The sequence below is a fragment of the Streptomyces sp. NRRL S-1813 genome, assembly GCF_000719605.1.
Classification (GTDB): Bacteria; Actinomycetota; Actinomycetes; order Streptomycetales; family Streptomycetaceae; genus Streptomyces; species Streptomyces decoyicus.
Map to the genome: position 1 here is coordinate 944731 of NZ_JOHB01000001.1, position 17968 is coordinate 962698.

At 69.9% G+C, this 17968-nt stretch carries 17 protein-coding genes and 5 tRNA genes; 18 read left to right on the forward strand and 4 right to left on the reverse strand.

All coding sequences use genetic code 11. The features are described 5' to 3' along the window. Window positions 1-4 precede the first annotated feature (4 nt). Complete coding sequence (locus tag IF67_RS0104270) at window positions 5-3790, reverse strand: nitrate- and nitrite sensing domain-containing protein (RefSeq protein WP_030982228.1); 3786 nt, start codon at window positions 3788-3790, stop codon at window positions 5-7. A gap of 591 nt (window positions 3791-4381) precedes the next feature. Here IF67_RS0104270 and IF67_RS0104275 point away from each other — a divergent pair. The 9 genes from IF67_RS0104275 to IF67_RS0104315 all read left to right on the forward strand — a co-directional run bounded on the left by IF67_RS0104275 (window position 4382) and on the right by IF67_RS0104315 (window position 8379). Then, window positions 4382-4573, forward strand: a complete 192-nt coding sequence (locus IF67_RS0104275; RefSeq protein ID WP_030982230.1) for a hypothetical protein — start codon at window positions 4382-4384, stop codon at window positions 4571-4573. Between the two features lie 82 nt (window positions 4574-4655). Further along, a complete protein-coding gene (locus IF67_RS0104280; protein WP_030982232.1) occupies window positions 4656-5429 on the forward strand; it encodes a fumarylacetoacetate hydrolase family protein in 774 nt (257 codons plus the stop codon). After that, on the forward strand, window positions 5422-6903 hold the full coding sequence (gene gltX / locus IF67_RS0104285) for a glutamate--tRNA ligase (protein ID WP_030982233.1): 1482 nt from the start codon (window positions 5422-5424) through the stop codon (window positions 6901-6903). Before IF67_RS0104280 ends, gltX begins: the two co-directional genes overlap by 8 nt. An 83-nt stretch (window positions 6904-6986) precedes the next feature. Beyond that, on the forward strand, window positions 6987-7727 hold the full coding sequence (locus tag IF67_RS0104290) for an HAD family hydrolase (RefSeq protein WP_030982235.1): 741 nt from the start codon (window positions 6987-6989) through the stop codon (window positions 7725-7727). An 87-nt stretch (window positions 7728-7814) separates the two neighbouring features. Further along, window positions 7815-7886: transfer RNA gene (locus IF67_RS0104295), tRNA-Gln, on the forward strand. Window positions 7887-7943: 57 nt separating this feature from the next. Beyond that, window positions 7944-8016: transfer RNA gene (locus tag IF67_RS0104300), tRNA-Glu, on the forward strand. Between the two features lie 89 nt (window positions 8017-8105). Further along, window positions 8106-8178, forward strand: a tRNA-Glu gene (locus IF67_RS0104305). A 16-nt stretch (window positions 8179-8194) separates the two neighbouring features. Further along, window positions 8195-8266, forward strand: a tRNA-Gln gene (locus IF67_RS0104310). A 40-nt stretch (window positions 8267-8306) separates the two neighbouring features. Continuing rightward, window positions 8307-8379, forward strand: a tRNA-Glu gene (locus IF67_RS0104315). Window positions 8380-8423: 44 nt separating this feature from the next. On the opposite strand, the gene IF67_RS0104320 is transcribed toward IF67_RS0104315, so the two are convergent. Continuing rightward, complete coding sequence (locus tag IF67_RS0104320) at window positions 8424-9071, reverse strand: MerR family transcriptional regulator (protein WP_030982236.1); 648 nt, start codon at window positions 9069-9071, stop codon at window positions 8424-8426. Window positions 9072-9150: 79 nt separating this feature from the next. Between IF67_RS0104320 and IF67_RS0104325 the strand changes: the two genes are divergently transcribed. Continuing rightward, window positions 9151-9633 carry a DUF4188 domain-containing protein gene (locus IF67_RS0104325; protein ID WP_030982238.1) on the forward strand — a complete coding sequence of 161 codons (483 nt, stop codon included), beginning with the start codon at window positions 9151-9153 and terminating at the stop codon, window positions 9631-9633. 64 nt (window positions 9634-9697) lie between these two features. On the opposite strand, the gene ndgR is transcribed toward IF67_RS0104325, so the two are convergent. Further along, window positions 9698-10414 carry an IclR family transcriptional regulator NdgR gene (gene ndgR / locus IF67_RS0104330; protein ID WP_030982239.1) on the reverse strand — a complete coding sequence of 239 codons (717 nt, stop codon included), beginning with the start codon at window positions 10412-10414 and terminating at the stop codon, window positions 9698-9700. A gap of 174 nt (window positions 10415-10588) precedes the next feature. On the opposite strand from ndgR, the gene leuC reads away from it, so the two are divergent. The 5 genes from leuC (at window position 10589) to IF67_RS0104355 (ending at window position 14066) form a co-directional block, all read left to right on the forward strand. Continuing rightward, window positions 10589-12019, forward strand: a complete 1431-nt coding sequence (leuC, locus tag IF67_RS0104335; RefSeq protein WP_030982241.1) for a 3-isopropylmalate dehydratase large subunit — start codon at window positions 10589-10591, stop codon at window positions 12017-12019. A gap of 5 nt (window positions 12020-12024) precedes the next feature. Continuing rightward, window positions 12025-12618, forward strand: a complete 594-nt coding sequence (leuD, locus tag IF67_RS0104340) for a 3-isopropylmalate dehydratase small subunit (RefSeq protein WP_030982243.1) — start codon at window positions 12025-12027, stop codon at window positions 12616-12618. Window positions 12619-12754: 136 nt separating this feature from the next. Beyond that, window positions 12755-13000 carry a hypothetical protein gene (locus IF67_RS0104345; RefSeq protein WP_030982245.1) on the forward strand — a complete coding sequence of 82 codons (246 nt, stop codon included), beginning with the start codon at window positions 12755-12757 and terminating at the stop codon, window positions 12998-13000. A gap of 125 nt (window positions 13001-13125) precedes the next feature. Continuing rightward, complete coding sequence (locus IF67_RS0104350; protein ID WP_030982247.1) at window positions 13126-13773, forward strand: HU family DNA-binding protein; 648 nt, start codon at window positions 13126-13128, stop codon at window positions 13771-13773. Between the two features lie 89 nt (window positions 13774-13862). Further along, entirely contained in the window at window positions 13863-14066 is a 204-nt protein-coding gene (locus IF67_RS0104355; protein WP_030087845.1) for a hypothetical protein, read from the forward strand. On the opposite strand, the gene cofC is transcribed toward IF67_RS0104355, so the two are convergent. After that, complete coding sequence (gene cofC, locus IF67_RS0104360) at window positions 14047-14772, reverse strand: 2-phospho-L-lactate guanylyltransferase (RefSeq protein WP_030982250.1); 726 nt, start codon at window positions 14770-14772, stop codon at window positions 14047-14049. The genes IF67_RS0104355 and cofC overlap by 20 nt on opposite strands. Window positions 14773-14912: 140 nt before the next feature. Between cofC and IF67_RS0104365 the strand changes: the two genes are divergently transcribed. The 3 genes from IF67_RS0104365 to IF67_RS0104375 all read left to right on the forward strand — a co-directional run bounded on the left by IF67_RS0104365 (window position 14913) and on the right by IF67_RS0104375 (window position 17958). After that, window positions 14913-15755: a lysophospholipid acyltransferase family protein gene (locus tag IF67_RS0104365; RefSeq protein ID WP_030982251.1), complete on the forward strand. Its 843-nt coding sequence runs from the start codon at window positions 14913-14915 to the stop codon at window positions 15753-15755. Next, window positions 15752-16753 (forward strand): NAD(P)H-dependent glycerol-3-phosphate dehydrogenase, encoded by a 1002-nt coding sequence (locus IF67_RS0104370; RefSeq protein ID WP_030982253.1) that lies wholly within the window; start codon window positions 15752-15754, stop codon window positions 16751-16753. The genes IF67_RS0104365 and IF67_RS0104370 overlap by 4 nt, the downstream gene beginning before the upstream one ends. Before the next feature lie 68 nt (window positions 16754-16821). Beyond that, window positions 16822-17958, forward strand: a complete 1137-nt coding sequence (locus tag IF67_RS0104375; RefSeq protein WP_030982255.1) for a D-alanine--D-alanine ligase family protein — start codon at window positions 16822-16824, stop codon at window positions 17956-17958. Window positions 17959-17968: the final 10 nt, after the last annotated feature.

A 17968-nucleotide genomic window follows, 5' to 3' on the forward strand; every position in this document is an offset into this window, starting at 1 on the left:
TCAACTAACGCTCCTGCTGGTGAGTGGGATCGACAACGCCGTGGGTGCCGGTGGACGACGACCCGGCCTGCCGGCCTTGCTGGATACCCCGACGGAGATTGGTCAGCCGCCCCCGCACCTCATTGGGCGCACGCGAGACCTGCGGACCGCTCTGGTTGGACTGCTGCTGCGCGGTGCCCGCGACGAGGTTCGCGCGCGGGACCCGGCGGGGCAGCCCGGAGGTGGTGATACCACCCGCGGCGGGCTGGCGGATCTGCTCCGCCTGCCGCCAGGTCTCGTCGTTCGGCGAACTGCGCCACTGGGAGGACTCGGCGGGCGCCGCGTTGCGTGCACCGTTGACCGGTGCGTCGTTGCGGGCGCCGCCGCGTGCATCGCTGCGGGCGTCGCCGTCCTGAGCGGACCCGCGGCGGGGCAGCCGTGGGGCCTCGGGCTCGGCGGCACCCTGCGGCGGCACACCGGCCGCGGCGGCCGCGGGGGTGTTGAACCAGTTGGACTCGATGGTGTCGAAGATCGGCGTACGGCCGTCCCCGGGACCGGCGTCCGCGCCGCCGAGCACATCGGCGGACGGCGCACCGCTGTCCTGCGGCTGCTGCACCGGGAACTGCCCGGTGCCCTGCGACTCATCGGCGTACGCGCCGCGGTCGCTGTTCGGCCGCTGGTACTGGCCGGTGTCGCTGCCGGGCCGCTCGTACTGGCCGGTGTCGCTGTTCGGCCGCTGGTACTGACCGGTCTCGCTGCCGGGCCGCTGGTACGGGCCCGCGTCGCTGCCCGGCCGCTCGTACTGGCCGGTCTCGCTGTTCGGCCGCTCGTACTGGCCGGTGTCGCTGTCGGCCTGCGGGGACCGGGGCGTCTCGTACTGGCCGGTGTCGTACCGGTCGTACTGCCCGGTCTCGTACTGCCCGGTGTCGTACTGGCCCGTGTCGCTGTCCGGCAGGGCGAACTGCCCGGTGTCGCCGGGCCCGTTGCCCGCACTCCGGCCGGCCGGACGCGCGCCCTGCGGGCCGCGCCCGCCCTGGGAGCCGTCCGCGGCGGGCGGCGGACCGTTGAAGTCGGGACGGGCGAACGCCGCGGTGTCACCGGGGCCGCCGCTCGGCGCGGGCCGCTCGAAGCTGCCGGTGCTCTCCGGCTCCTCGTGGCCACGCGGCTGGTCCTGCGCCTCGCGGGGCGTCAGCGGCCAGTCGTCGGAGCCGCCGCGCTCACGGCGCGCGCCCCAGCTGGTACCGCCGGACTGCTGAGCACCCTGGCCGCCGGCGGGCGAACCGCCGGGCAGCTCGGCCGCGGGACCCCGCGCCGGCAGCTGCGGACGCTCCTCGCGGCGCGGTGCGCCGGTGGGCGGTGCCACGGTGGGCGCCGGGCCGTTGTCCGCGCCGCGGGTGGGCAGCGAGGGACGCGAGCCGGTGGGGCGGCCGGCGGCCGGGCGGGCGTCGCCGCCCTGCGCCGGGGCGCCGGAGGAGCCTGCGCCGGGAGGCGCCGTACGGCCGGCCGGTGCCGAGGCACCGAAGGCGTTCGGGGCACCGCCGCCGGGGCCGCCGCGGCCGGGCAGCGCGGGGCGCCCGCCGGTCGAGGGGCCCGAACCGACCTGGCCGCGCGGCTGGAGCCCGGCGAGCCGGCTGGCGGGCGCGCCGCCGACGTCGCCGCCGCTCTTCGCGTTGCTCGGTACCGGCTTCTTGCCGCCCTGGGCGAGGTCCACCGGCAGCATGACCAGCGCGGTGGTGCCGCCGGAGTCGGAGGGCCGCAGCTGGATACGGATGCCGTGCCGCAGCGACAGGCGGCCGACCACGAACAGACCCATGCGCCGGGACACCGAGACGTCCACGGTCGGCGGGCTGGCGAGCCGCTCGTTGATGGACGACAGGTCCTCGGGCGACAGACCGATACCGGTGTCGTGGATCTCGACCAGCACCCGGCCGTCGGGCAGCGCGTGACCGGTGACCTTGACCTTGGTCTGCGGCGAGGAGAACGAGGTGGCGTTCTCCAGCAGCTCGGCGAGGAGGTGCACGAGGTCGTTGACGACCCGGCCGGCGACCTCGGTCTGCGGAACGGCGTTGAGTTCGATCCGCTCGTACTGCTCCACCTCGGAGGCGGCGGCACGCAGCACGTCGACCAGCGGGACGGGCCGCGTCCACCGGCGCCCCGGCTCCTCACCGGCGAGGACCAGGAGGTTCTCACCGTTACGGCGCATACGGGTGGCGAGGTGGTCGAGCTTGAAGAGGGAGGACAGCTGGTCCGGGTCGGCCTCGCGGGACTCCAGTTCGGAGATCAGCGAGAGCTGACGCTGGATCAGGCCCTGCGAACGGCGCGAGAGGTTGGTGAACATCGCGTTGACGTTGCCCCGCAGCAGCGCCTGCTCGGAGGCGAGGCGGACCGCCTCACGGTGCACGTCGTCGAAGGCCGCGGCCACCCGGCCGATCTCGTCCCGGCTGTGCACACCGACCGATTCGACGGAGGTGTCCACGTCCTGCGGGTCCGACTCGGACAGCTGCTTGACCAGCTCGGGCAGGCGGTCCTGGGCGACCTTCTGCGCGGTGTCCTGGAGCCGGCGCAGCGAGCGGACCATGGACCGCGCCACGACGAACGCGCCGACCAGCGAGACACCGAGGACGAGCAGGATCAGCGCACCGCTGAGGATGGCCTCCTGCGTGGCCTGGTTGCGCAGCTCGCGGGACTTCTGCTCCATCTCGGAGAGCAGCGTGGTCTCGATCCGCGACATCTCGTCGATCTTGACGGTGTCGGAGTCGTACCAGTCGAGGTACCGGTAGTCCTGGCTGCGGATGCCGGAGCCGCTGGCGAAGGCCCGGTGCGCGAAGGCGACCGCGGCCTTGATCTCGTCGTTGTTGCCGTCCAGGCCGCGGGTGAGCGCGCCGGCGTTGTTGGTGTAGATCTGCGAGAAGCGGTCGCGGGCCGCCTTCTCGCTGTCCTCGGCGTTACGGCCGGCCAGCCGGTCGTTGGAGGACAGCTGCGGGCCGCCCTTGTGGGCGAGGCCGGCACTGACCAGGGCCCGCTGGATCGACGCGTACTCCTTGGCCGACGAGAACGCCGCCAGCGCACGGGTACTGCGGATCATGTCCGGGTTGCTGGTCGCCTGCGCCATGTCCTGGGACAGCGACAGCAGCGAGTTGATGAGCTGGTTGTAGCTGGTGACGGTCCGCGCGGAGTTGTCGCCGTCCTGGTAGGCGTTGCCGCGGACCTCGTTGAGGGTGTTGAGCTGGCGGCCGATCTCCAGGACGGTCGCCCGGACACCGGCCATCGTGGCGTCCTGGCCCTGGATGTCGCCGGTGGCCTGGTTGAACGACAGCTTGGCGCGGTCGGTCGCCTCACGGGGCGCGACGACGTTCGCATCGTCCTTGGAGTTGCCGCTGCCGGCCAGCGGACCGGCCGACTTGTCCCGCTCCACCTGCAACGCGTCGGCGAGCTCGGTCGCCTGCCGCGTCATCTCGGTGAGCAGCTGCATCTTGTCGAGCTGGTCGATGTTCTCCAGCGACGTGCCGATGCGCATGCCGCCCAGCGTGGTCGCGGCGACCACGGGGAGCGCGAGCAGGGAGACCAGGCGGGTACTGATGCGCCAGTTGCGCAGCGCTATTCGCGAACCGGGGCCACTGGCGCCCTTCGACGCCTTGGGCTTGCTGTCCGCGGCGTCATTGCCCGGCGCCTGACCGCCTCCGTCGACGGGCAGAGTGCCCCCGGCGGAACCGTTGCTCCGGGCGCGCTGGGGCGAGGAGGCGCGGTCTGTCCCGCCGCGCAGCTCCGGGTCCGCCGCAGCGCTGCCATCCCTCTTGAAACGTCCCTGCACTAGCGTCGCAACCTCTGGACCAGGCGTCCCACCTCGGCGGGACGGTGTCGAGTCTTATGGGGGACCGCTGAGTCCCCCATGGCGGTCGTGAAATGACCGGCGGGCTGCTCTCTCTGGCCGAGAGAACGGCACCACCGCGCGGCGCTACGTTGCGCCCTGCGCGCCGGCTGAAACGTGCGGCGGTCCGTGGAATTCCAGCACAGTGCAGGATCTCCAACAAGAGCGGAGGCGCGCACTGTGACTTGGGTGACGCAATGTACGGAGCACGTCACGACTTGTAGAACGTTCCCCCGTCGATAACGGACTTTTACCCGCGAGTCGTTCGCCTGTGCAGGCTGCCCCAGGTGCGGTGATCGGGAGTGGAACGTGCACTTCAATCCGCCATTGTCCGATTCGCCCAGGGATGTTGATCATGGGAAATGCGGCATTTGTCGCACACTTCGTGAGCAAACTCACAAGAAGATCGTGGAGATTCCCCGGACGCCGCAGGGAATAGGCTGCATAGCCTGACGCTTTACACAGTTGCCCTATGTGACAAGGCAGCTTTCCTCAGGCCCTTTCCCGATCTTTGATGACGCGAGGCATGCAGCAGTGAAGACGACGATGATGTTCCGCAACATAGCCAACCCGCGGCGCACCACCCTGGCCCACCTCAACGACGCCGACGAGCTCGGCACCGAGGTCATCCAGGCGCCGGAGCACACCATCGACCTGCCGGCCCAGACCGCCAACCCCCGCCGCACCGTCCTGATGGACGCCCCCGCGCAGAACGTCCCGGCGTAGGACGTCGCCGGATCGGCAGCAGCCCCGCGATAGCCTGGAGTGTCAACTCCGGCCAGTGATCAATGAGGGGCAGCGGCAACCCGTGCGCATCGCCAGATTCTCCATCGACGGCAACGTCGGCTTCGGCGTCCTCGAAGGCGACGAACTCGACGTCATCAAGGGGCATCCCTTCGCAGAATTCGAGCGCTCGGGGCAGAAGGTCCCCCTCGACAAGGTCCGGCTGCTGCCGCCAGTCCTGCCCAACAAGGTGGTGGCGATCGGCCGCAACTACGCCGAGCACGCCGCCGAGCTGGGCAACGCCGTCCCGGACGTACCGGTCACCTTCTTCAAGCCGTCCACCTCGGTGATCGGCCCCGGCGACCCCATCGCGTACCCCTCCTTCTCCCAGGAGGTGCACCACGAGGCGGAGCTCGCCGTCGTCATCGGCCGCATGTGCCGTGAGGTGCCCCGCGAGCGCGCCAAGGACGTCATCCTCGGCTACACCTGCGCCAACGACATCACCGCACGCGATGTGCAGCAGCGCGAGAAGCAGTGGGCCAGGGCCAAGGGCTTCGACAGCTCCTGCCCGCTCGGCCCCTGGGTCGAGACCGGCCTCACCCCCGAGGACATCGCCGCGGGCCTCGCCGTCCAGTGCACGGTCAACGGCGAACAGCGGCAGCTGGGCCGCACCAGCGACATGGTCCGCCCGGTCGAGGACCTGATCGTCCACATCACCGAGGCCATGACCCTGCTCCCCGGCGACGTCATCCTCACGGGCACCCCGGCCGGAGTGGGCCCCCTCAACGTCGGCGACGAGGTCGCCGTCACCATCGAAGGCATCGGCACTCTCACCAACAAGGTGATCAAGCGTGGCTAACGCGACCCCCGTCCGCGTCCGTTTCTGTCCCTCCCCGACCGGTAACCCCCACGTCGGCCTGATCCGTACCGCCCTGTTCAACTGGGCCTACGCGCGGCACAACAAGGGCTCCCTGGTCTTCCGGATCGAGGACACCGACGCGGCCCGCGACTCCGAAGAGTCCTACAACCAGCTGCTGGACTCCTTCCACTGGCTCGGTTTCGACTGGGACGAGGGCCCCGAGGTCGGCGGCCCGCACGTGCCGTACCGCCAGTCGCAGCGCATGGACATCTACAAGGACGTCGCCGACAAGCTCCTCGCCGCCGGCCACGCGTACCACTGCTACTGCACCACCGAAGAGCTGGACGCCCGCCGCGACGCGGCCCGCAAGGCCGGCCGGCCCTCCGGTTACGACGGCACCTGCCGCACGCTGACCGACGAGCAGAAGGCCGCGTACGAGGCCGAGGGCCGTGCCTCCATCGTCCGCTTCCGGATGCCCGACGAGCCGATCACCTTCCACGACCTGGTGCGCGGTGAGCTGACCTTCACCCCGGAGAACGTTCCGGACTACGGCATCGTCCGCGCCAACGGTGCGCCCCTCTACACCCTCGTCAACCCCGTCGACGACGCCCTGATGGAGATCACCCACGTCCTGCGCGGTGAGGACCTGCTCTCCTCCACCCCCCGCCAGATCGCCCTGTACAAGGCGCTGATCGAGCTGGGCGTCGCCACGTCGGTCCCGGCCTTCGGCCATCTGCCCTACGTCATGGGCGAGGGCAACAAGAAGCTCTCCAAGCGTGACCCGCAGGCGAACCTCAACCTCTACCGCGAGCGCGGCTTCCTCCCCGAGGGCCTGCTCAACTACCTTGCGCTGCTCGGCTGGTCCTTCTCGGCGGACCAGGACATCTTCTCCATCCCCGAGCTGATCGAGAAGTTCGACATCGCGGACGTCAACGCCAACCCGGCCCGCTTCGACCTGAAGAAGGCCGAGGCGATCAACGCCGACCACATCAGGCAGCTGGACGTGAAGGACTTCATCACGGCCTGTGAGCCCTGGCTGAAGGCCCCGCACGCCAACTGGGAGCCCGCGGACTTCGACGAGGCCGCCTGGCAGGCCATCGCCCCGCACGCCCAGACCCGCCTCACCGTCCTCTCCGACATCACCGCCAATGTCGACTTCCTGTTCCGCAAGGAGCCGGTCGAGGACGAGGCGTCCTGGACGAAGGCGATGAAGGGCGACCCGGTCGCCCTGCTCACCACCGCCCGCGCCACGCTCGAAGCCGCCGACTGGACGTCCGGCCCCGAGCCCCTCAAGGAGGCGGTCCTGGCCGCCGGCGAGGAGCACGGCCTCAAGCTCGGCAAGGCACAGGCCCCCGTCCGGGTGGCGGTCACCGGCCGCACGGTCGGCCTGCCGCTCTTCGAGTCCCTGGAGATCCTCGGCAAGGAGCGCACCCTCCAGCGCATCGACGCGGCCCTGGCCAAGCTGGCCGGCTGACCTCGCAGCAGTGCCCACGGGCCCGGAAGCCGCACGGTTTCCGGGCCCGCGGCCTGTCCGGCGCGCTCCGCTACATTGTTGTCATGCCCCCGCGCGCCGTCCTGTGGGACCTCGACGACACCCTCTTCGACTACACGGGATCGGACCGGGCCGGCGCGCTGTGCCACCTCCGGGCCGAGGGCCTCCTTGCCGCACACGGCGGTGAGGAGGGCGCACTGGAGCGCTGGCGGACAGTCATGGAGACCGAGTTCGCCCGCTTCCTCGCCGGCGAGGTGGGCTTCCTCGATCACCGCAGGGCCCGGGCCAGGACGTTTCTGGGGACCCCGCTCCTCCCCGACGCCGAGGCGGATGCCTGGTTCGCCCGGTACATCGCCCATTACGAGGCGTCCTGGACGCTCTTCCCGGATTCCGCGCCTGCACTGGCGGCGCTGGCGCCGCTCGTACGGCAGGCCGTGCTCTCCAACGCCACCACCGCCAACCAGGAGCGCAAGCTGGCGGTTCTCGGGATCCGCGGGTCCTTCGAGGCGGTGTTCTGCGCCGATGATCTGGGGTACGCCAAGCCCGCCGCGGAGGCATTCCACGGCGCCTGTAAGGCGCTTGGCCTAACGCCCGGCGAGGTGGTCTACGTCGGCGACAAGCTCGACATCGACGCGCTCGGCGCCCGGGACGCAGGGCTGCGGGCCGTATGGCTGGACCGTACGGGCACTGGGGAGAAGGCCGGGGAGGAGCTGCCGCCGGGGGTGCGGCGGATCGCGGGCCTGGCGGAGCTCCCCGAGCTCTTGCGCCGAGTTACCGGTTTTGGTGCGCCGTCCACGATCAGGTAATGTTCTTCCTGCGCCGCCCGAGAGGGCCGAAAGGCCCGGCCGGAAAGCGCAAACCAAACAAACCCCCTACGGGGGGTTGAGTTTTGGTGGGCTATGGTGTAATTGGCAGCACGACGGTTTCTGGTTCCGTTAGTCTAGGTTCGAGTCCTGGTAGCCCAGCAAGAGATCTTTCGGTCCACCGTGACCGTGCTGAAGGTTTCTTGATCGCAGTACCAGGCCCCCGTTGTGTAGCGGCCTAGCACGCCGCCCTCTCAAGGCGGTAGCGCCGGTTCGAATCCGGTCGGGGGTACAGATCCTTCCTCTCCGTCTCCTTCGGGTCGCTCCCGGATGCGACGATGCAGAGCCCACGCGACTCCGGTCGCGTGGAGGATCGCTAGGGCCCCCGTTGTGTAGCGGCCTAGCACGCCGCCCTCTCAAGGCGGTAGCGCCGGTTCGAATCCGGTCGGGGGTACTGGTCTAAACCACCATGGGCTATGGTGTAATTGGCAGCACGAGTGATTCTGGTTCATTTAGTCTAGGTTCGAGTCCTGGTAGCCCAGCGCAGTGTGTCCTCGGGACACGTCAACTGCAAGAAAACTTGCCCCCGTTGTGTAGCGGCCTAGCACGCCGCCCTCTCAAGGCGGTAGCGCCGGTTCGAATCCGGTCGGGGGTACAAGAGGGAAAAGCCCCCCGCATCATGCGGGGGGCTTTTTCGTGTCAACTGCCGCTGCCGAAGCGCTTGTTGGACTCCTCCGCCTCCGCCAGCCGGCGCAGGCTCAGCAGCACCGGCTCGTAGAGCACGGTCAGGGCCACCGCCGCCTCCACCTGCTCCGCCGGAGTCGTGAACTCCTCGACCAGATCCAGGTCGGCGACGGCGAGCTGCGCCGCCTGCCGCGCGTAGGGCAGCAGATGCGGGATGTCGCAGGCATAGCCGAGGCGGTGCAGTGCGGCGATGGCTCCCACGAGCATGCGGAAAGCGGGGAATTCGTCCGCGATACCGAGGCTGAACTGCCAGCCGGCCTGCCGCATCAGCGCGGTGGCGGTGCGTCGGCCCACGGCCGTGGAGGGATCGCTCTCGTCGGGCTCCGGGCCGTGGGGGAGGGCCTCGACGGCCGTCCCCAGGCGGGAGAGCTGGTCCCGGGAGTCGTCCTCGACGGCGGCCAGGACCTCCCGGGCGGTGCCCACGGGGATCCGGCCGACCTGGATCAGCGCCCGGACCAGTCGCAGCCGCCGCAGATGCTCCTCGTCGTACTCGGACCGGGTCGCGGTGATCCGGCGGCCCGGAGGCAGCAGCCGCTCGCGCAGGTAGTACTTGATCGTGGCGGTCGATACCCCGCTGCGCTCACTCAGCTCCGCCAGTCGCATACCCCTTGCACCTTCCCTTGGAGAGTGTCACTATCCAATCATGGATAGCGATGCTATCCAATACGTCGAAGGGGGCGTCATGAGCGGTAAGCCGGTGCAAGGGCGGATGACGACGAACGGTGAGCGGGAGGTGGTGGTCTTCCTCATCGGGATGCGCTTCAACAGCTGGCGCGCGGTGCGCAGTTGGCTTCCGGTGTTCCTGGCCATGCCGCGCATGATCAAGGAGCTGGCCCGGGATCCGGACAGCGGGATGATCGGCTACCGGCTGCTTCCCGGGCTGCCGAGGCACTTCGCCGTCCTCCAGTACTGGGACTCGAAGGAGAAGCTGTTCGCGTACGCCACGGACCAGGGCGGCGAGCACCGGCCGGCCTGGGCGGCGTTCAACCGGCGGGCACGGGAGGGGCGGGACAAGGTCGGCTTCTGGCACGAGACCTACGTCGTCCCGGCGGGCTCGTACGAGAGCATCTATATCAATATGCCGTCGTTCGGGCTGGGGGAGGCCCTGGGGACGGTGCCGGTGGGGCGGCGCGGGGAGCGGGCCGCGGACCGGATGGCGGCCTGAGCCGCAAAGGCACGCGGCCCCGCCCTGCCGGCCCCGAGGGGACGCAGGGCGGGGCCGCGCCGTGTCAGCCGGTGCGCCGCAGGCCCTCGGAGAGGCGGGCCGCCGCGTCGATGACCGCCTGGGCGTGCATCCGGCCGGGGTGACGGGTCAGCCGCTCGATCGGGCCGGAGACCGATACAGAGGCCACCACGCGGTTGGAGGGGCCCCGTACGGGCGCGGAGACCGAGGCCACGCCCGGCTCGCGCTCGCCGATCGACTGGGCCCAGCCGCGGCGCCGTACGCCGGACAGGGCGGTGGCCGTGAAGCGCGCACCCTGAAGGCCGCGGTGCAGCCGCTCGGGCTCCTCCCAGGCCATCAGGATCTGGGCGGCCGAGCCCGCCTTCATGGGGAGCGTGGAGCCGACCGGGACGGTGTCCCGCAGTCCGGACAGCCGTTCCGCCGCCGCCACACAGATCCGCATATCGCCCTGCCGGCGATAGAGCTGGGCGCTCTCGCCCGTCACATCGCGCAGATGCGTGAGCACCGGGCCGGCCGTGGCCAGCAGGCGGTCCTCGCCGGCCGCCGCGGCCAGCTCGGACAGGCGCGGGCCCAGGATGAACCGGCCCTGCATGTCCCTCGCCACCATCCGGTGGTGTTCCAGTGCCACGGCCAGCCGGTGGGCCGTGGGTCGTGCAAGCCCTGTCGCCGCGACCAGCCCGGCGAGGGTGGCCGGACCGGACTCCAGGGCACTCAAAACCAGAGCTGCCTTGTCGAGAACGCCGACGCCGCTAGAGTTGTCCATGCAACGATACTCGCGTCTCACACTGTGAAACGCAAGTTCAGTTTTCCAGGAAAGTCGTCAATCTGTAGGTGTGGCCCTGGACCAGGGCCCGGCGTAAGGCCCGGCAAGGGGATTTCTGCGGGCATCACGCACAGACGAGAAAGGCCGGCACTGCGGCCGGCCGGAGGGAAAGCGATGGGACGGACACTCGCGGAGAAGGTCTGGGACGACCATGTCGTCCGGCGCGCGGAAGGCGAGCCCGACCTTCTCTTCATCGATCTCCACCTGCTGCACGAGGTCACCAGCCCGCAGGCCTTCGACGGCCTCCGCAAGGCCGGCCGCCAGGTCCGTCGTACGGATCTGACCATCGCCACCGAGGATCACAACACCCCGACCCTCGACATCGACAAGCCGATCGCCGACCCGGTCTCGCGCACCCAGCTGGAGACGCTGCGCAAGAACTGTGCCGAGTTCGGCGTCCGGCTGCACCCGCTGGGCGATGTCGAGCAGGGCGTTGTCCACGTCGTGGGACCGCAGTTGGGACTGACCCAGCCCGGCACCACCGTGGTCTGCGGTGACAGCCACACCTCCACCCACGGAGCCTTCGGCGCGCTGGCGTTCGGCATCGGCACCAGCCAGGTCGAGCACGTCCTGGCCACCCAGACGCTGCCCCTGGCGCCCTTCAAGACCATGGCGATCACCGTGGACGGCGAGCTGCCCGATGGTGTGACGGCCAAGGACCTCATCCTGGCGATCATCGCCAGGATCGGCACCGGCGGCGGCCAGGGCTACGTCCTGGAATACCGCGGCTCGGCCATCGAGAAGCTGTCGATGGAAGCCCGGATGACCGTCTGCAACATGTCGATCGAGGCGGGCGCGCGGGCCGGCATGATCGCCCCCGACGCGACCACCTTCGACTACCTGGAGGGCCGTGACCACGCCCCCCGGGGCGAGGACTGGGACGCCGCGGTCGCGTACTGGAAGACGCTGCGCACCGATGACGACGCGGTCTTCGACGCCGAGGTGCACATCGACGCCTCCGCGCTGGCCCCGTTCGTCACCTGGGGCACCAACCCCGGCCAGGGTGCACCGCTTTCGGCGAACGTCCCCGACCCGGCTTCGTACGAGGACGCCTCGGAGCGCTACGCCGCCGAAAAGGCCCTGGAGTACATGGGGTTGACGGCGGGTCAGCCGCTGCGCGAGATCAACGTGGACACGGTCTTCGTAGGTTCGTGCACCAACGGCCGTATCGAGGACCTGCGCTCCGCGGCCGACATCCTGGAGGGCCGCAAGGTCGCCGACGGCGTGCGGATGCTGATCGTCCCGGGCTCGGTCCGGGTCTCCCTGGAGGCCGTGGCCGAGGGCCTGGACAAGGTCTTCACCGCGGCGGGGGCCGAATGGCGGCACGCGGGCTGCTCGATGTGCCTGGGCATGAACCCCGACCAGCTGGCACCCGGTGAGCGCTCCGCGTCCACCTCCAACCGCAACTTCGAGGGCCGGCAGGGCAAGGGCGGTCGTACGCACCTGGTCTCGCCGCAGGTCGCCGCCGCAACGGCGGTTCTCGGCCATCTGGCCTCTCCGGCCGATCTGTCCGACGCAGCCGTCGCCACGCCCGCGGGAGTCTGAGAATGATGGAAGCTTTCACCACCCACACAGGCCGGGCCGTCCCGCTGCGCCGCAGCAATGTCGACACCGACCAGATCATCCCTGCTCACTGGCTCAAGAAGGTCACCCGCGACGGCTTCGAGGACGGGCTTTTCGAGGCCTGGCGCAAGGACCCGCAGTTCGTCCTCAACCAGGAGCGGTACAAGGGCGCCACGGTGCTGGTCGCGGGCCCCGACTTCGGTACCGGCTCCTCGCGGGAACACGCCGTCTGGGCGCTTCAGAACTACGGCTTCAAGGCCGTCATCTCCTCGCGGTTCGCCGACATCTTCCGCGGCAACTCCCTCAAGAACGGGCTGCTGACAGTGGTCCTGCCGCAGGAGACCGTCGACCGGCTCCAGCAGCTGCTGGAGGCCGACCCGGCCGCCGAGGTGACGGTTGACCTGGTCGGCAGGCAGGTGCGCGCCGAGGGCGTCACCGCCGACTTCGAGCTGGACGAGAACGCCCGTTGGCGTCTGCTGGAGGGGCTGGACGACATCAGCCTCACCCTTCGGGAGGAGTCGTCCATCGTGGATTACGAGGCGAACAGGCCGTCGTTCAAGCCGCGTACTATCGAGGCCTGACCTCGGGTTTTATGGCTCAAAGCTATATTGCGTACGATGCGCCCCCTGTGCAGTTGGCAGGGGGCGCATCTGCTTGTTCAGGCAGCTGTTGAGGCCCCGTGAAGCGACAACTCGCCGCAGATGGCACAATTAGCGCATGGAACGCGACGACCAACTCGAGCTCTACGGTCTCGTCGCCGACCGGCTCAAGAACGCACATACAAGAGTGCGCACACTGCAAGTCCCGGAGGGCGTACGGATGGCGCTGACCCGGAAGCTGCTCGTCATCACGGCCGCGGCTAAACACGATCTTGCGGACGCGGCAAGGCGTCTGGAGTGCTTCATGGAAGACCTCGACGAAGGTCGCTATCCCGAAGATGTGCGCGCCGACGGAAGTCCGTGAAGGTCGACTTCGTTGCGGCACAAGGGTGATTAGCCCGTTTCGTGTTTGATTTGCGGTATATATCTGCCTAACGTGCGAAAAAGCTTGGAATCTTTCGTTCCAGCAATGTCTCCGAAGGGGAAGACGTGAACAAGGCGCAGCTCGTAGAAGCCATTGCCGACAAGCTCGGCGGCCGCCAGAACGCCGCGGACGCGGTGGACGCCGTACTGGACGCAATCGTCCGTTCAGTTGTCACCGGCGACCGCGTTTCGGTCACCGGATTCGGCTCGTTCGAGAAGGTCGACCGCCCGGCCCGCTACGCCCGCAACCCGCAGACGGGTGAGCGCGTACGGGTCAAGAAGACCTCGGTGCCGCGCTTCCGCGCCGGTCAGGGGTTCAAGGACCTGGTGAGCGGCTCGAAGAAGCTCCCCAAGGGCGGAGAGGTCGCCGTCAAGAAGGCACCCAAGGGCAGCCTCTCCGGTGGCACCGCCATCAAGAAGGCCGCCGCCAAGAAGGCCACCGCCAAGAAGGCGACGGCGAAGAAGGCGACGGCGAAGAAGGTCGCGGCGAAGAAGGCCACGCCGGCGAAGAAGACCACCGCCAAGAAGACAACGGCGAAGAAGACCGCCACGAAGGCCACCGCCAAGAAGGCGGCCCCGGCCAAGACCACCGCCAAGAAGGCGACGGCGAAGAAGACCGCCCCGGCCAAGAAGGCGACGGCGAAGAAGGCCCCCGCCAAGAAGGCCACCGCACGCAAGACCACCGCCAAGAAGACCACCGCGCGCAAGCGTTAATTCAGCAGCGGCGACGCCACGCGTCGGGCCGGTCTCCCTTCGGGGAGCCCGGCCCGCGGTGCGTCCGGGGGCCGTCTAGGCTCTCTTCCATGCAGGCCACCGCGTATACGTACGACTCCGAGACCCGCTCCGGCAGCGTGCTGCTGGACGACGGCACCCCGCTGCCCTTCGATGCGGCGGCCTTCGACGCCGGCGGCCTGTTGCTGCTGCGGCCCGGCCAGCGGGTCCGTATCGACGTCACCGGCGAAGGAGACGACCGGCATATCGCCCTGATCACGCTCCAGACGCTCTGACCTGCGGCGGCAGCAGCCGCTGCGGTCCGTCCGGCGCGCTGGCCCCGGTTGCCGCGCCGCCCGCCAGATGCGGCGCCTGGAGCGCCGTGTGCGGGCCCACGCCCAGTGCCAGCGCGGCCAGCAGATCCTCGCCGGTGTCCACGTCCCGCCGTACCGAGGGCACCCCGGGCGCGGTGATCTCGCGCGCCCCGGATGCCAGGTGGCGGGCCCGTGACGCACTTCCGAATGCCGGTTCCAATTCCACTCCGGAAGTCGCGGTCAGAAGTGTTGTCCCGATATCCGCCGCATCCGCGAGAAATGCACGGGGAAATTGCGAAGCGGAATGGAGCACCAGTTCCAGCTCGGCGGGCCGCAGCGCGGGAAGGTCGGCGTTCAGCGCGGCGACCGCCGCGTCCGGGCGCCGCGCCCGGACGGCGCGCGCTCCATGGGCCAGTGCGGCGTTGAGCCCGCGGGCCGGTGTGTCGGGCACGATGCGCGCTCCCAGCGCCGCCAGGCGCTCGCCGGCCGTCCGGTCGTCCGTGACAACCGCCACATCCCGGACGTCCTTGCAGGCCAGAGCCGCTGCCACGGTATCCAGGGCGAACGCGAGGGCCAGTCGGGGCCGGAACTCCTCACCGGCGGCCCCGGAGAGCCTGCTCTTGGCCCGCACCAGCGGTTTCAGCGGCACGACCAGGCTCCAGGCCGCCTCTGCTCCGTCTCTTCGCATCGGCGCCATTCTCACCTGCTGCCGCCGCTCCGCGGGAGCGTCGGGGTTACGGTGTCCTCGACATAGCGGGTACCTGGGGCGACACTTGTGCGGCTGCCGGCCCGCAGCAGCTTTGCAGGTCCCACAAGGAGGGTGTCCCAGTGTCCCGCCGCAGAATCGGCTTCTGGTACCGCTTGGCCGCGGTCATCTGCAAACCGCCGCTCTTGGTTCTGTTCAAGCGGGACTGGCAGGGAATGGAGCACATTCCGGCCGACGGCGGATTTATCACCGCGGTCAACCACAACTCGTATCTTGATCCGCTCTCGTATGCGCACTATCAGTACAACACCGGGCGGGTCCCCCGATTCCTCGCCAAGGCCGGACTCTTCAAGAGCGGCTTTGTGGGCCTGATGATGCGCGGCACCGGACAGATCCCCGTGTACCGGGAAACCACCGACGCCGCGACCGCGTTCCGCGCCGCCGTCGACGTCATCGACAAGGGCGAATGCGTCGCCTTCTACCCCGAGGGCACCCTCACCCGCGACCCCGAGCTGTGGCCCATGCAGGGCAAGACCGGTGCCGCCCGGGTGGCGTTGCTGACCAAGGCGCCGGTCATCCCCGTCGCGCAGTGGGGCGCCAATGACGCGATGCCGCCGTACGCCAAGGAGAAGAAGCTCCGCCTCCTGCCGCGCAAGACGCTGCGGGTGAAGGCGGGGCCGCCGGTCGACCTGAGCGCGTTCTACGACCGGGAGCCGACCGCCGAGGTGCTGCGCGCCGCCACCGACGTCATCATGGCCGCGATCTCCGAGCAGCTGGCCGGCCTCCGCGGCGAGCCCGCGCCGGCCGAACCGTACGACTGGCGCAAGGCGATCGCCCGGGAGCGCCGCGCCGCCCGGGAGGCCGCCAAGGCCGCCACAGCGGCCGCGGCCGCCGCCACCGAACCGGCCGTCGGCCCGCAGCAGGCCCGAAGCACCCAGCAGGCACAGGAGGATGAAAGCAAGTGACGCGCTGCGCCGTCTACGGCACGGGGTCCTGGGGTACCGCCTTCGCGATGGTGCTCGCCGACGCGGGATGCGAGGTGACCCTGTGGGGGCGCCGGACGGCCCTGGTCGACGCCATCAACAACGGCCGTACGAACCCTGACTATCTGCCGGGGATCGAGCTCCCCGCGTCCGTACGGGCCACCACCGACCCGGCACAGGCAGCACGCGGCGCGGAGTTCGCCGTGCTGGCCGTGCCCGCCCAGACGCTGCGCGGCAATCTCGCCGAATGGGCGCCCCTGCTGCCCGACGGCACGGTCCTGGTCTCCCTGATGAAGGGCGTCGAACTGGGCACCGCCAAGCGCATGAGCGAGGTCATCGAGGAGGTCGCCAAGGTGCCGGCGGAGCAGGTCGCCGTGCTGACCGGCCCCAACCTCGCCAAGGAGATCGCCGCCCGGCAGCCGGCCGCCGCGGTCGTCGCGTGCGCCGACGAGGCGGTCGCCCAGCGGTTCCAGACCGCCTGCCACACCTCCTACTTCCGCCCGTACACCAACACCGACGTGGTGGGCTGTGAACTGGGCGGCGCGGTCAAGAACGTCATCGCTCTCGCCGTCGGCATCGCCACCGGCATGGGCCTGGGCGACAACGCCAAGGCGTCCCTGATCACCCGCGGTCTGGCCGAGACCACCCGGCTCGGCCTCGCCATGGGCGCCGACGCGCACACCTTCGCGGGTCTGGCCGGCATGGGCGACCTCGTCGCCACCTGCTCCTCGCCGCTGTCGCGCAACAACACCTTCGGCACCAACCTCGGCCGCGGAATGACGCTCCAGGAGACCATCGCGGTCACCAAGCAGACCGCCGAGGGTGTCAAGTCCTGCGAATCCGTACTGGATCTGGCCCGCAGGCACGGCGTCGACATGCCGCTCACCGAGACGGTCGTGGAGATCGTCCACGAGGGCAAGCCGCCGATGGTCGCCCTCAAGGAGCTGATGTCGCGCAGCGCCAAGTCCGAACGGCACTGAGGCACCACGCCACTATCGGCCGCCGCAGCGCTGACTCCACGGCTACCAGCAGGTACCCTCAACCCGATATGAGCAGCGAGACCTCCCCACACAAGCCCCGCGTCGCCGTCGTGTTCGGCGGCCGCAGCTCCGAGCACGCGATCTCCGTGCTCACGGCCGGCGCCGTGCTGCGCGCCATCGACCGTGACAAGTACGACGTGCTGCCCATCGGCATCACCACCGACGGCCGATGGGCGCTCACCGCCGACGACCCCGAGCGGATGGCCATCGCGGACCGGCGGCTGCCCAGCGTTGCCGAGCTCGCCGAGTCCACCGAGGGCGGCGTGGTGCTCCCCGTCGACCCCACCAACCGCGAGGTCGTCTACAGCGAACCGGGCTCGGTGCCCAAGGCGCTGGGCGAGGTCGATGTGGTCTTCCCGGTGCTGCACGGCCCCTACGGCGAGGACGGCACCCTGCAAGGCCTGCTGGAGCTCTCCGGTGTGCCCTACGTCGGCTCGGGCGTCCTCTCCTCCGCCGTCGGCCAGGACAAGGACTACATGAAGCGGGTGTTCGCCTCCTTCGGGCTGCCGGTCGGCCCGTACGAGGTCATCCGCCCGCGCGAGTGGGAAAAGGATCCGGCAGCCGCCCGCAGGAAGATCGTGGACTTCGCCGGCGAGCACGGCTGGCCGCTCTTCGTGAAGCCCGCCCGGGCCGGCTCGTCCATGGGCATCACCAAGGTCGACGACCTCGCGGGCCTGGACGAGGCGGTCGAGGAGGCCCGTCGGCACGACCCCAAGATCCTCGTGGAGTCGCTGCTGAGCGGCCGCGAGATCGAGTGCGGGGTGCTGGAGTTCGAGGACGGCCCGCGGGCCAGCGTGCCGGCCGAGATCCCGCCGGTCACTGCGCACGACTTCTACGACTTCGAGGCCAAGTACATCGACTCGGCCGACGGGATCGTGCCTGCTCCGCTGACCGCCGAGCAGACCGCCGAGGTCCAGAAGCTGGCCGTCGCGGCCTTCGAGGCGGCGTCCTGCGAGGGCCTGGTGCGCGCGGACTTCTTCCTTCAGGACAACGGCGAGTTCGTGATCAACGAGATCAACACGCTCCCGGGATTCACGCCCATCTCGATGTACCCGCGGATGTGGCAGGAGAGCGGCGTGAGCTACCCGGAGCTGATCGACCGGCTCCTCCAGGCCGCGCTGGAGCGCTCCACGGGACTGCGCTGAGCCGGTTCCG